Source organism: Wolinella succinogenes DSM 1740 (genome assembly GCF_000196135.1).
Classification (GTDB): Bacteria; Campylobacterota; Campylobacteria; order Campylobacterales; family Helicobacteraceae; genus Wolinella; species Wolinella succinogenes.
The window spans coordinates 515,045-527,743 of the sequence record NC_005090.1; the positions used below are offsets into that span (position 1 = coordinate 515,045).

Below are 12,699 nucleotides of genomic sequence, written 5' to 3' on the forward strand. Positions count from 1 at the left end.
GTGGATAGCGGTTTTAATTGGGACGAAACGCCCGATCTAAACATCACGCCGCTGGTGGATATTATGCTGGTGCTTTTGGCCATTTTGATGGTCACGGCACCCGTGATTGTTTATGAGGAGGAGATATCTCTTCCAAAGGGATCCAAATCTTCCAAGGCGGTGGAAGATGCCAAGATAGAGATTCGTGTGGACACTCAAAGGGTGATCTATATCAAAGAGAACACCTATAACTTTGGCAACTTCTCTGATAACTTCGTGCTCTTTTCTAACGGGTATGACAAAAAGACGCAAGTCTATATCCGCGCGGATAAAAATCTCCGATACGATGATGTGATTTTTATCCTCAAGAGCGTCAAAGAAGCGGGATTCCAGAGGGTCTCTCTGGTGACTGATGGATAAGTTCGCCCTCCATCTCTCCAGCGGGGTGATCGCCGTCTCGGCCTACCTTCTGCTCCTGATTTTTCTCGTCTTTAAATTCTCCTCTGAGAACTCCAATCCGACTCGCTACTCTTTTGCCAAAGAGACGACCTTTGAAGTCTCCTTGATGGAGGTGAAGCCTGAGATCAAGCCTGAAGTGCAGAAGCTTCCTCCCAAAGAGGAGAAGAAAGTTGAGGAGATTCCTGTGACCGAAGAGAGTGCCTCAAGGACTCCCCATGTGGGGCTTGGGGTTAATAAGCTCTTTGCTCAGGTGGATGCCAAAGTGCCCGTTAAAGAGATCAAGCCCGCGGATGTGCATGATCCCATTGCCAAAAAGAAGAAGTCTGACAAGCCCACACAAAAAGACACAATTGATGAGAGTTTGCAGAAGATTCTTTCGGATGTGAATGTTAAAAACACCATGAGTTTCAACGTTCCAGCGGGTCAGTATGATGAATTTTACGCTAAGGTTAACGAGATATTATATACCCATTGGAATCCCTTAGGCTTTAGCTACAAAGAGGAATCCAAGGTGATTATCACCATCACTGCGGCCGGAAAATTCAACTACAAAATCTCCAGAAAATCGGGCAATAGTGCTTTTGATTCGGCATTAGAAGAGTTTTTGGAGAAGATGAAAACCGTGGATTTCCCTCCTTTTCCTAGGGGGGATAAAACCAATATCGAAGTTACATTCAAGACAGAGGGACAAGTATGAGAATCCTAGTATTCCTGTGGTTAGGGCTAAGTTCGCTTTTTGCGGTGGATGCGACATTGGAGGTGGTGAAGAAGTTTGCCAATATGCCTTCAATCATCGTGGAAGATTCCTCAACAAGAGAGGTGGAGCGCGGCTTGACGTTGCGCGTCTATAAAATGCTCGTTGGAGACTTGAAGGTGAGCAGTCACTTTAATGTCCAAGAGGGTGGAGCTTCCTCTTTTGATATGGTGATGGATTATGGAGCCTATCGACAAAAAAAGGTTGATCTAGTCGCTAAAGTCAAAGCGGGGCGAGAGGGTAGCGGAATCTTGGCTGAGCTCCGACTCTATGATGTCAACAGTGGCGATTCGGTCTTTGCCAAGTCTTACACTGTCGCCAGAGAAGATCGTTATCCCTTTGTAGCGCATAAGATGGCTATTGATATCAACAACTACATCAAGGCGCCTTCGATTGACTGGATGAATCGATTCGTGGTTCTATCCAAATACACCGCCCCTTCGGAGAGCCAGATTGTGGTGGCGGACTACACTTTGACATTTCAAAATGTGATCATTAAAGATGGTCGTCTAAACATCTTCCCTAAGTGGGCTAATGAGCAACAAGACGCTATTTACTACACCAAGTATCTCACCAAGCCCACGCTCTTTAGATACAACCTCTACACAGGAGAGAGTCGAAAAATTACCGAGAGCGAGGGGATGCTAGTTGCTTCAGATGTGAGTGCGGATGGGAAAAAGCTCCTCTTGACAATGGCGCCTCACACTCAGTCTGACATTTTCCTTTTTGACACCCAAACAGGAACGAGAAAGCAGCTAACCCGCTATCCAGGAATCGATGTGAGCGCTCACTTTATCGAGGATGAGAGACGAATCATGTTTATTTCTGACCGTTTAGGGTATCCCAATGTGTTCGCTACGGGTCTTGATGGAAGCGAAACAGTAGAGCAGATGGTTTTTCATGGTCGAAATAATAATGCCGCCTCGGCTTTTGGGCAGTATATCGTCTATTCAAGTCGTGAGAGCAGCAATGAGTTTGACACCAATACATTCAACCTCTATCTAGTCTCCACCAAGAGTGATTATATTCGCCGACTCACTGCCAATGGAGTGAACCAGATGCCTCGTTTCTCTCAAGATGGAGAGACGGTCATGTATCTTAAGCATAATGGCGCCCAAAGCGCTCTTGGCGTGATTCGACTCAATTATAATAAGAGCTATCTCTTTCCTTTGCCCAGTGGGAAAATTCAATCCATGGATTGGTAGGGGAAAATTTTCATAAATATATACGATTTTTAAGGAATTTTAGCTAGTATTGCAAGACCATTTTTTAGCAAAAGGGGAGTTTAAATGAAAAAGTTTTTAGTTATCGGGTCACTAGCAGCCGTAATGCTAATGACAGGTTGTAGTCAAAAAGGTTCAGCAGTTTCTGATTCTGCTGACTCTAAAGTAAGTGGTATGACAAGCGGAAAAGACAACTTCTCCGATATGGATGCCAAGTCTGCTCTTATCCGAGAGCTTGAGTCTCAACTCAAATCTGTCTACTTTGATTTTGACAAGTTCAATATCAGAGCTGATATGCAACCCGTTGTAGATGGTGATGCCAAGGTTTTGACTTCTGCAAAAGCAAAGGGTTTGACTGTTAAAATCGAAGGTAACACCGATGAGTGGGGAACTGATGAGTATAACTATGCGCTTGGTCTTAAGCGAGCGGTAGCCGTCAGAGATGCTCTTGTAGCTAAAGGTGTAGATCAAAGCAAAACCATGCTTATTAGCTATGGTGAGAGCAAACCTGTTTGCCAAGAGAAGAGCAAAGAGTGCTGGGCTAAAAACCGACGAGTAGATTTTAAACTCCTACCCTAAGTTCCAGAACGACTTTAAAAAAGAGAGATTCAAGAGTTGAGTTTTAGAAAGAGTAGAGTTGTAGCGGTCGCGTTTCTAGCGACTCTTCCCCTGTTTGCCCAAGAGCCTTCCGCTTTTGGGGCGCCAGTCCAAGAGCAGGAGATGCGATTTGACTCGGCTCCCTCTTTCTCTTCTCAACCCCTCTCAACCCCTTCAACAAGCGTCTCCGCTCCGCGCCCTTCGGCACCTAAAAACACTGCTGAGGAGATCGCTGATATCAAAGAGAAGCTTTTTAATATTAATAGCTCTCTTAAGACTCTTCAAGAGTCACAAGAGGGATTAAAAAGCGTCTTCGAAGGCCAAACAAAGCGTATGCAAAGCCTCTCTTCGACGGGAGCCAGTGCAAACTTCGCCACCAAAGATGATTTAAACTCTTCCTTGGGTGAGATCACCAAGACCCTGAATGCTAACTTCTCTGTTTATGATGAGAACTTTAAAACCATCAAGGAGAGTATCAAGGCTCTAGGAGAGCTGATTGATAAGCTCAATAAATCCACTAAAGCCGATATTGATTCTCTCCGTACCGAGATGGATGAGGTTCGAAAAGCCGCTGGTCTGAAGCCAAAGCCAAGAGATAAAGAGGTGACCGCAGCCTCTACGGCTAGCGCGACCGCTGCTTTGGATGCCAACAAAAAGACCCCATCATCCGCCACGGCACCCCAATCCGCCCAAAGCGCTCCTGTGGCAAGTAACTTTTCCAAGCAGGACAATTTCACCGTCTATAAAGAGGCAACGGAGTTTTTGGAGCAGGGCAAATTGCCTGACGCCAAGGCACGCCTCGAATGGACGGCGAAGAATCAATACAAGCCCGCCTCTAGCAACTATCTCTTGGGGGAGATTGCCTTTAGAGAAAAGCGATACAAAGATGCTATTTATTACTACAAAGAGAGTGCGACCATGTATGACAAGGCAGATTATATGCCTCGGTTGCTTCTCAATAGCGCCAAATCTTTCACTCAAACGGGAGACAAAGAGAATTCTAAGCGATTCTTGGAATCAATCGTCTCTCTCTACCCTGATTCTTCGGAAGCCAAAGAGGCTAAAAAGCTCCTTGGCAAATAGCCTCTCGCCCCTCTTCTAAAGAATTTCGACACCTTTTCTCGTTATAATGCCCCATAGAAAAAACAAAGGAGAAACCTTGACACTTGCCAATAACCATGTGGTATCCATTGAGTATGAAGTAAGAGAGAACGGCTCGGCCGATATTATTGATAGTAACGTAGGCGGAAAGCCTCTAGAGTTTTTGCTCGGAGCGGGGCAGGTCATTCAAGGGCTAGAGAATGCTCTTTTGGGTGCTCAAGTGGGTGAAAAAAAGAGTGTGGTTGTTGCCCCTGAGGAGGCCTATGGCGTTCGTTACCCTGATTATGTTCAAGAGGTTCCTCGTGAGCAGTTTGAGGGTATTGAGCTTGTGCAGGGCATGACTCTTTTTGGGCAAGGTGAAGATGGACAAACGGTTCAGGTTATTGTTCAAGAGTTCAATGATCAAGTGGTCATCGTGGACTACAATCATCCCCTAGCAGGCAAAGCGCTTCAGTTTGAAGTGACCGTGCTAGAGGCCAGAGAGGCAACAGAAAAGGAGATTCTGCAAGGTTCTGCATGCGGCAATCATGAGCATGACCATGAATGTTGCGGCGGTAGCGGTTCTCATGGATGCGGGTGCCACTAAATTCCTAGCCCATTCTCCCTCCTCAAGAGAGTTGCTTAAATCCGCCACTCTCTTGGGTTCTCTTCAGGTGAATGTCCTCATTGAAGGAGAAGAGGGGGTGGGTAAAACCACGCTAGCCAAGGAGATTTTGCAAGACTTCGAGATTCTTGACCTCTCTAGGGTGCAAAAAAAGGAACACCAAAATCTCCATAGCAAGCCTATTCTTCTGAAAGAATTTGAATCTCTGCAGCATGATGAGACCTTTTTGTCATGGCTCAAGCGCTATGATGGTCGAATTGTGGCCACTTCCAAAACCCCTATTCATTCGGCTTTGATGGATGATATTTTTGGCGTGGTGCTTTTTGTTGCCCCTTTGCGGGAGCGAGAAGAAGATGTGGAGGTGCTCAAAGGACTTTTCATCCAGCAGGCGAAAGATTTTTTTGGACTGGATGAGAATCTCAAGGTTGACATCAAAAAAAGCCGAATTGATTTAAACAAAAATGCTAAATCTCTCAAAAAATCGATTTTTCTCCATCTTTTTCAACAACAGCTCTCCCCGCAAGAGTTTTTAAATGTTGTGGAGAATTTCCTTCTAGGGCAGCTTAGTGGCGAAGATGATTATAAAAAACTACTCTATCTTTTTGATGCCCCCATTATTAAAGCCGCGATGCACAAACAAAAAAGCCAGCTTAAAGCGGCCAAAATGTTGGGAATCAATCGAAACACCTTAAGAAAAAAAATCCATGAAGTGAAGAGGTATCTGTGAAAAAATGCGCACTGATTTTTCCCGGACAGGGGAGCCAAGCCCTTGGCATGGGACGGCTATTTTACGAAGAAAGCCTAGGCAAAGAGATGATGGAAAGAGCCAGCGAAGCCTTGGGCTTTGACATGGCTAAGCTCGTGCTTGAAGAGGCTGAGAGGCTTGACCAGACGGCCTACACACAGCCCGCGATTCTTTTAGTGAGCGCGATGGCGGAGCAGTGGGTGAAGTCCAAGCTCTCCCTGGATGTCTCTTGGGCGATGGGGCACTCTTTGGGCGAGTTTTCGGCTCTATTCTCCTCGGGAGCATTGAGCCTAGAAGATGCACTCCTTTTGGTGCACGCACGAGGAAAGTTGATGCAGCGCACCTGCGAGGGAATCGACGCAGGCATGATGGTGGTTTTGGGCTTGGAGGATGCACTCTTAGAGGGATTCTGCGAAGAGAAACGATCTAAGGGGTTTAAGGTTTGGACGGCCAACTATAATGGCGAAGGACAAATTGTCCTAGCAGGTAAGCGCTCTGATTTGGCTGAATTGGAAGCGCCATTGAAGGCTTTGGGGGCAAAACGAGCGCTTCTGCTCTCCATGTCGGTGGCTAGCCATTGTCCCCTGTTAGAGGGGATGAGGGAAGAGTTTTTGACCCACTTAGAATCAAAACTTCAAGATTCTTTTGCCTACCCTATCATCTCTAATGTGAGTGCGATGCCCTATTCTAACAAGGCTGAAGCGATTCCACTCCTTGCCTCCCAGCTCATCTCTCCTGTGCTCTACAAACAGGCAATCAAGAGGCACGAGGAAGGGGTCGATTTCTATGTGGAGTGTGGACATGGAAGCGTACTCAAAGGGCTCAATCGCCGTCTGAGTCAAAAGCCTACTTTTAGTATCGAAAATCCTGCGGGAATCAAAGAGCTAGAGCTAGCTCTTAGCAAGGAAGAAGCATGAAAATAGCGATTTTGGGAGCCATGGTCGAAGAGATCACTCCTCTCCTCTCCTTTTTTGGAAACCACCACAAGGTCTCCTACGCGGGTAACGACTACTATGAAGCGCACTACAAGGGAATAGATCTGGTGATCGCTTATAGCAAAATCGGCAAGGTCAATGCGGCGCTCACCGCGTCGGCTCTCTTGATGCATTTTGGATGCGAGAAGCTCATCTTTAGCGGGGTAGCGGGCGCGGTTTCGCCTGAGCTAAAAATTGGAGACCTTGTGATTGCCTCTTCGCTCTGCCAGCATGATGTGGATATCACGGCATTTGGGCATCCTTTTGGTTTTATTCCTGAGAGTAAACATTTTATCCCTAGTGATGAGAGGCTTAATGGGGTGGCTAAAGGGGTGGCTCAAAGCAAGGGAATCGCCCTCAAAGAGGGAATCATTGCCACGGGAGATCAATTCATTGCCGATTCGCTGAAAAAGGAGTGGATTCGTAAAACCTTCAACGCCGATGCCCTAGAGATGGAAGGGGCGAGTGTGGCGGTCGTGTGCGATACGCTTGGAGTGCCCTTTTGCGTGCTCCGCGCCATCAGCGATGCGGCGGACATGGAGGCGGGATTTAGCTTTGATGAGTTTTTGGTGAGCTCGGCCAAGGTGAGCGCTGAATTTGTGATCGGGATGCTCGATCGTTTAGCCTAAGCACAAAGGAGATGGGGATGGAGCGAATCGTTTTAGTTCGTCATGCCAAAGCGATGGACAGAGAAGCGTGGAAGCTGGATGATCTCTCTAGGCCTCTTCTCCCTAAGGGGCACAAGAAGGCCGAGGGGCTTGCAGAGCTTCTTGTTAAACGCTACCCCTCTATTGATGTGATATTCGCTTCGCCTGCAACACGCACCAAGGAGACCGCCCAAAGTATCGCGCGTGCCTTCCCTGCAGCTCCTCTTGTCTTGGCGGAGGAGATTTTGCCCGATTCGGGAATTGTTGGCTACTCTAAGCTTTTAGAGCAAGCCTCAATTAAGGGGCATAAAGAGATTGTTGTGGTTGGACATGAGCCTGATTTGAGTGAGACCGTCTCAATGCTTTGTAGTAACGGACGAATTCATCTTCATTGGAAAAAAGCAGCTTTTGTCGAGTTGGTCATGGATGGTGAAGGGATTTGGAGGATTGAGGCGATGATTCCCGCCTCATTTTTTTAGACCAATAATCATCTCCTCCTCTTTTCCCTCTTTTTTGAAGAAATCGTTGGAGAGCTTGAGTTTGAGATCTGAAGGTACGGATGCATGGCTCAATGCTACCTCCTCCTCAACGACCCCTTGAGTCACAAAGTCAAAGAGTGCCTGATCAAAGGTTTGTGTTCCATAGATACTTCTTCCTTCGGCTAAAGCCGCTGGAATCTCCGAATCTCTCCCCTCTTTAATGAGCGCTTCCACGCGAGGAGTTTTAAAAAGCATCTCCACAGCGGCGACCCTTCCGCCATTTTTGGAGCGTACCAATCTTTGAGCAACAATCGAGCTAATGACGCTGGAGAGAATCAAGCGGATTCGATGTTGTTCGTGGGGAGGAAAGACGGAGATGATGCGATTGATTGTCTCTTTGGCGTCCATCGTGTGGAGCGTGGAGAGGACGAGATGTCCCGTCTCAGCCGCATGAAGCGCCATCTCAATAGTCTCTGTGTCTCGCATCTCCCCCACAAGAATGATATCAGGGTCCTCTCGCAAAGCCCCCCTGAGGGCATCTCTGAAGCTATTGGTGTCCTGCCCCACGCTTCGTTGATTGATGATGCATTGAATATCTTTGTGCATGAATTCAATGGGGTCCTCAATGGTGATGATGTGTTTGTTTTTGGAGGAGTTGATCTCATGAATAAGACTGGCAAGCGTGGTTGATTTTCCACTTCCTGTGACGCCCGTGACTAGGACTAGGCCTCGATCCATTCCGATGATTTTGCGCAGTCCTTCGGGCAAGCCCATCTCTTTGAGTGTCTTTTGAGCACTAGGAATCGCCCGAAAGACGGCCGAAACTCCATCCATCTGAAAAAAGATATTGACCCTAAAGCGCAGGGATTCATCATAGATATAGACTAAATCCATCTCTTTTTTTTCGACAAACTCACTAAAGCGAGTCCGCAAAAGCTCTTTAGCAAAGGTGATGCCATCGCTTTTGCTAAAGATTTCATCTCCAAAAGAGACGATTTCTCCATTGATTCTAGCCCTCATGGTGGAGTTTGATTTGATATGAAGATCGCTTCCTCCAAGCTCAATGAGGCGTTTAAGCTCACGCCTCACCTTGTCTATGGTCTCAAAAGTGAGTTCGCTTACATTGACGGCGTGTTGATCCTTGGCGGCCATAAAGAATCCTTTAACGAGGGCTTTGAATAGAGAGATTATTACAAGGTAATCCTAAAAATCCGAAACATCCAACAGAACGATCCATTGGTTTGCTTATTCAGAATCGGTTCTTTGGGTGAGAGCGAGGCAGAGCTTGTTGGTGAGATCGGCACAATCAAAGCTAGTGGAAGTTAAGGTGAAGAGAGCGTTTTGGGTGCCCACAAAAGCGGTGAAGTTTTCTCCCTCTTGATTCCAGCCGCAGGTGGTGGCTTGAGTGGAGAGAGAGAGGAGTTTGGCTAGTTTGGCTTGAGGAAGAAGAGTGGGAGCATTCCCTAAGAGAAACTCTTTGGATTGCTCTAGGTTGATCGTAGATCGCACCGCGGAGATTTCTCCCCGAAGCTTGGTGATGCAGGCATCGCTCCTCCCAAGGGCAAGCTTGGGCATGGCGATGGCAGCGAGTATCCCAAGAATCACAATGACAAAGACAATCTCTATCATGGTGAAAGCGCTTGAGTGTTTCATCGATTAGTTAAACTTGATTCCGCTACTAGCTAGGTTGATTCTCTGGACAAAGTTCCCAGAGGCGGTTCCGCCAAACATACCTCGAAGAACACTGCAGCTGCCCGTAGGGATGACGGTCACTCGAACGATAGTGTCTCCTGCTGTGATCGTCGAATCGGCGGTCGCATCAGCGGCTATGGCTGTGGTGTATTCTACAGTGGCGCATGCGGTTCCTCCAGAAGTGGCGCTTGCCAGTACGCTAGTGACAGTCAGTCCTGTAGCTCCGCTCCATCGGCTGGTGTCAAGATTGACCGCTTGACCAATGCTTGTGAGGCTTCCTTGGCTCATATACATCGCAGGGATGGCTTGAGTCATGGTGCCGATATCAGATTTGATCGCAACCGCGACGGCATCATCTCGGCTCGCTGCCATTTTGGGTACGGCAATTGCCGCGAGGATTCCCAGGATAACGATAATAAAGACCAACTCGATCATCGTGAAACCGCTTCTTTTCATGATTCCTTGCTCCTTGTGTATGATTTCTCTTTTTGGTTAGAAGATGGGCTAACTAAGCAAAGATTATACCTCGTAAAACTTTAATTATTTTGTTTCTTCCTCTATATTTATAAAATTTTTATTTTTAACTCTTCGGGGCGGAAGCAGTACCTGAAAGCATCCTCTTTGGTGATAAGACGCTCTTTGTAGAGCCGCTCAATCACTTGGGTTTGGGTCTGCATTCCTGTGTTTCCTTGGCCGATCATCATCTGGGAGTGGATTTGGTGAATCTTGTTCTCTCGGATAAGGTTGCCCACTGCAGGCGAGCCAATGAGAATCTCTGGCACGCAAACTCGCCCCCCTCCAATCTTGGGAATGAGCACTTGAGAGATGACTCCCTCCAGGGTGACGGAGAGCTGGGAGCGGATTTGGGCCTGTTTCTCTCCATCAAAGACGCTGACGATTCGGTTGATGGTTTGGGGGGCGGAGTTGGTGTGGAGTGTCCCAAAGACAAGGTGCCCCGTCTCCGCTGCATTGATGGCGGCGCTAATGGTCTCAGGGTCTCGCATCTCGCCCACATAGATCACATCGGGATCTTCGCGCAAAGAGGCTTTGAGCGCGTTGGCAAAACTCTTGGTGTCCTCGCCTACGGTACGATAGGAGAAGAGCGATTGAGCGTTTTGGTGGACAAACTCCACGGGATCTTCGATGCAGAGGATGTGCTTGGCGATGGTGTGATTGATCTCGTGAAGCATTGAAGCCACCGTGGTGGTTTTGCCGCTTCCCGTGGGGCCAGTGACTAGAATAAGCCCCTTTTCACGCTTGATAAGCTCTCTGTAGATGGGGGGAGAGGAGAGGTCATCAAGGCTTGGAATCTTGGTGGGGATCACCCTGAAAGCAGCGCTAATGTTACCCAGTGAGACATAATAGTTGACACGAAATCGTCCAAATTCGGGGATAGTCACCGCAAAGTCGAGCTCTTTCTCCTCTTCAAAAACGCGTTTTTGCTCCTCCGTGAGGATGCTATAGCAGATATCTTCAGCGCTTTTTTGCGTCACGGGGGGAAGGTCGAGTTTCACTAGATGCCCATCGATTCGGATCTGAGGCTCGCTCCCCACCACGAGGTGCAGATCGGAGGCTTTGTGGGCGAGGGTGGTTTTGAGAAGGATTTTGACATCTAGATGATCCATGAGACTCCTTTGTTTGGGTTAGGGTTTAACAATGCGCCTAGAGGTGAGGGTGAGGGGGTGGCCATCCCCCAAGGGGAGAGTCACCTCGCCTTTGATATCCAGCAGGTAGATTTTCTTTTCGGCGTTGATTGCGAGAGTGGAGACTTGAAAATTATAGCCACCAGGGAGCGTCCATGATGGCCACGGATCGGGGGGTGTACCCGCTTTTTGAAGCTCGAGGATGGCCATCTCCGCGACACTCTTTTCATAGAGCTTGAGTTGAATTTGGGCGTGTTCATCCAGAGAGACGCGGGAGCTCTCGCTGGAGAATCGAAGCGAGAAGGCTAGGAGTGTGCCAATGAGCACCATCACAATGATCGCATAGATAAGACCAAATCCCCCTCTCATCGCATCACCACACTCTCTTTGCAAAATCCCTCCGCACAAAAACCTCTCCCCGCACCGCTTCCTTGGCAATTCAAGATGAGGCTCAACTGCTCGTCATTCATGCAGACCCTTAAACGCAAAAGGCTCCCTTGCCCCTCCCTCCAAAGGATGAGTGAGCGGACATGTTCGGCCATGAGGTATTCATCGTCTCCAATTTTTAGGTTGAGTTTCTGATTATCAGCAGCGCCAACGAGCTCCAAAGAGTAGGTTTCAGGTTCAATCACATAGGCTGCATCGCTGATCTCTAGGAGAATGGAATCAAGCTCTAGGTGGGTGGAGTTGGTGATGGTTTGGATAGTGGCGTGAGTGTTGGCTCGGAGAAAATAGAGCTTTTTACCCACCAGGGTCTCATTGAGCTTGGAGAGAGGGGTGGTGATGGTGGTGCCGCTAGAGTTTTCAAGATCGACATAGCCGCTAAAGAGGGGTTCATTAACCCCGCTAGTCTCATCCCCAACATATGTTCCCCAGATTGCCTCCATGGTTTTGGCGTGCCATGAGGGGAGAGTGGTGGCGGAATCAAGCTCAATCGTATCCCAAATGGCATACTCTAGGTGTCGCGCCACCTGTTCGACCACGCGGCGACTCTCTAGCTCTAAGCGGTTGAAGGCTCTTTGTAGGGCGTAGTTTTCATAGACCCTAAGGATCGCTTGACTCCCCGCGACCCCCACGATTCCAAGAATCACAATGACAAAAACCGCTTCGATGAGGGTGAAAGAGCGTCTTACCATCAGTCTATAAGCCTCTTGGTGATGGGCGTGTCGGTGCCGATATTGGTGGCGTAGTAGTGATAGTGGGCTATATCCTCTCCATTTTTGCCCATAGTGACTTGGAGGTGTTTGGTGTTGGTGGTGATATTGACGCCTGCGACAGGTGCAAGCGTTATCGAATCGACATATTCCACCTGGATACTCAAATCATACTTTTCTTCGACGGTTTCGCTGTAGGATGCAAAATTGAGGCTAGTGAGCGAGTCACCGGCGATTGCTGCGGCGCTTTGAGGGGTGGGAGCGCAGAGTCGTCGCTCTTTGTGAGAGGTAGCCACCATTCCTGGACGCTTTCTGAAGCCATCTCTATCATCATCGTTGCACTCATAGCCAGCCTCTGTCGTGTCTAGAACATAGTAGAGATTGGATGCTTCAAAGTCGTTTATGTTGGCGCTATCCCAAGGCTTGATTCGGGCGATTTGCATGAGGGCGAGGGCATGATAGTAGCCCTTGGAATCGTCTGTCCTTTGAAGGTGGGCGTGGGTTTGTTCGATGAAGAGGGGGATGGTGAGGATGGTGATTCCGATGATGACGATGGCAAAGACAAGCTCAATCATCGAAAACCCTCGACGCTTTAAAAGCCTCACTCTAAAGTCCTTTTTTATAATTTTAGCAAGTTTGGTTCGATTA

General features: G+C 48.1%; 17 protein-coding genes. 10 read left to right on the top strand and 7 right to left on the bottom strand.

The window, feature by feature from the left end:
• The 10 genes from WS_RS02555 (at position 1) to WS_RS02600 (ending at position 7,562) form a co-directional block, all read left to right on the top strand.
• Entirely contained in the window at positions 1–399 is a 399-nt protein-coding gene (locus tag WS_RS02555) for a biopolymer transporter ExbD (RefSeq protein ID WP_011138456.1), read from the top strand.
• Positions 392–1,135 (top strand): energy transducer TonB, encoded by a 744-nt coding sequence (locus WS_RS02560; RefSeq protein ID WP_011138457.1) that lies wholly within the window; start codon positions 392–394, stop codon positions 1,133–1,135. The genes WS_RS02555 and WS_RS02560 overlap by 8 nt, the downstream gene beginning before the upstream one ends.
• Positions 1,132–2,397 carry a Tol-Pal system protein TolB gene (gene tolB / locus WS_RS02565; protein ID WP_011138458.1) on the top strand — a complete coding sequence of 422 codons (1,266 nt, stop codon included), beginning with the start codon at positions 1,132–1,134 and terminating at the stop codon, positions 2,395–2,397. Before WS_RS02560 ends, tolB begins: the two co-directional genes overlap by 4 nt.
• 84 nt (positions 2,398–2,481) lie before the next feature.
• Positions 2,482–2,994 carry an OmpA family protein gene (locus WS_RS02570; protein ID WP_011138459.1) on the top strand — a complete coding sequence of 171 codons (513 nt, stop codon included), beginning with the start codon at positions 2,482–2,484 and terminating at the stop codon, positions 2,992–2,994.
• Positions 2,995–3,030: 36 nt separating this feature from the next.
• On the top strand, positions 3,031–4,095 hold the full coding sequence (locus WS_RS02575) for a tetratricopeptide repeat protein (RefSeq protein WP_049770625.1): 1,065 nt from the start codon (positions 3,031–3,033) through the stop codon (positions 4,093–4,095).
• 46 nt (positions 4,096–4,141) lie between these two features.
• Complete coding sequence (locus tag WS_RS02580) at positions 4,142–4,699, top strand: FKBP-type peptidyl-prolyl cis-trans isomerase (RefSeq protein ID WP_049770626.1); 558 nt, start codon at positions 4,142–4,144, stop codon at positions 4,697–4,699.
• Complete coding sequence (locus WS_RS02585; protein ID WP_158305195.1) at positions 4,653–5,444, top strand: helix-turn-helix domain-containing protein; 792 nt, start codon at positions 4,653–4,655, stop codon at positions 5,442–5,444. The genes WS_RS02580 and WS_RS02585 overlap by 47 nt, the downstream gene beginning before the upstream one ends.
• Positions 5,441–6,379 carry an ACP S-malonyltransferase gene (gene fabD, locus WS_RS02590; RefSeq protein WP_011138463.1) on the top strand — a complete coding sequence of 313 codons (939 nt, stop codon included), beginning with the start codon at positions 5,441–5,443 and terminating at the stop codon, positions 6,377–6,379. The genes WS_RS02585 and fabD overlap by 4 nt, the downstream gene beginning before the upstream one ends.
• Positions 6,376–7,065, top strand: a complete 690-nt coding sequence (locus tag WS_RS02595; RefSeq protein ID WP_011138464.1) for a 5'-methylthioadenosine/adenosylhomocysteine nucleosidase — start codon at positions 6,376–6,378, stop codon at positions 7,063–7,065. Before fabD ends, WS_RS02595 begins: the two co-directional genes overlap by 4 nt.
• 17 nt (positions 7,066–7,082) lie before the next feature.
• Complete coding sequence (locus WS_RS02600; protein ID WP_041571708.1) at positions 7,083–7,562, top strand: SixA phosphatase family protein; 480 nt, start codon at positions 7,083–7,085, stop codon at positions 7,560–7,562.
• On the opposite strand, the gene WS_RS02605 is transcribed toward WS_RS02600, so the two are convergent.
• The 7 genes from WS_RS02605 to WS_RS02635 all read right to left on the bottom strand — a co-directional run bounded on the left by WS_RS02605 (position 7,551) and on the right by WS_RS02635 (position 12,656).
• On the bottom strand, positions 7,551–8,714 hold the full coding sequence (locus tag WS_RS02605; RefSeq protein WP_011138466.1) for a type IV pilus twitching motility protein PilT: 1,164 nt from the start codon (positions 8,712–8,714) through the stop codon (positions 7,551–7,553). The genes WS_RS02600 and WS_RS02605 overlap by 12 nt on opposite strands.
• Positions 8,715–8,807: 93 nt before the next feature.
• Positions 8,808–9,191: a type II secretion system protein gene (locus WS_RS10545; protein WP_232501938.1), complete on the bottom strand. Its 384-nt coding sequence runs from the start codon at positions 9,189–9,191 to the stop codon at positions 8,808–8,810.
• Between the two features lie 27 nt (positions 9,192–9,218).
• Positions 9,219–9,710, bottom strand: coding sequence for a type II secretion system protein (locus tag WS_RS10550; RefSeq protein ID WP_011138468.1), 492 nt, complete (start codon positions 9,708–9,710; stop codon positions 9,219–9,221).
• Positions 9,711–9,817: 107 nt separating this feature from the next.
• Positions 9,818–10,879, bottom strand: coding sequence for a type IV pilus twitching motility protein PilT (locus WS_RS02620; RefSeq protein ID WP_011138469.1), 1,062 nt, complete (start codon positions 10,877–10,879; stop codon positions 9,818–9,820).
• An 18-nt stretch (positions 10,880–10,897) separates the two neighbouring features.
• A complete protein-coding gene (locus tag WS_RS02625) occupies positions 10,898–11,266 on the bottom strand; it encodes a type II secretion system protein (RefSeq protein ID WP_011138470.1) in 369 nt (122 codons plus the stop codon).
• Positions 11,263–12,033, bottom strand: coding sequence for a type II secretion system protein (locus WS_RS02630; protein ID WP_011138471.1), 771 nt, complete (start codon positions 12,031–12,033; stop codon positions 11,263–11,265). The genes WS_RS02625 and WS_RS02630 overlap by 4 nt, the downstream gene beginning before the upstream one ends.
• Entirely contained in the window at positions 12,033–12,656 is a 624-nt protein-coding gene (locus tag WS_RS02635) for a type II secretion system protein (protein ID WP_011138472.1), read from the bottom strand. The genes WS_RS02630 and WS_RS02635 overlap by 1 nt, the downstream gene beginning before the upstream one ends.
• Positions 12,657–12,699 lie beyond the last annotated feature (43 nt).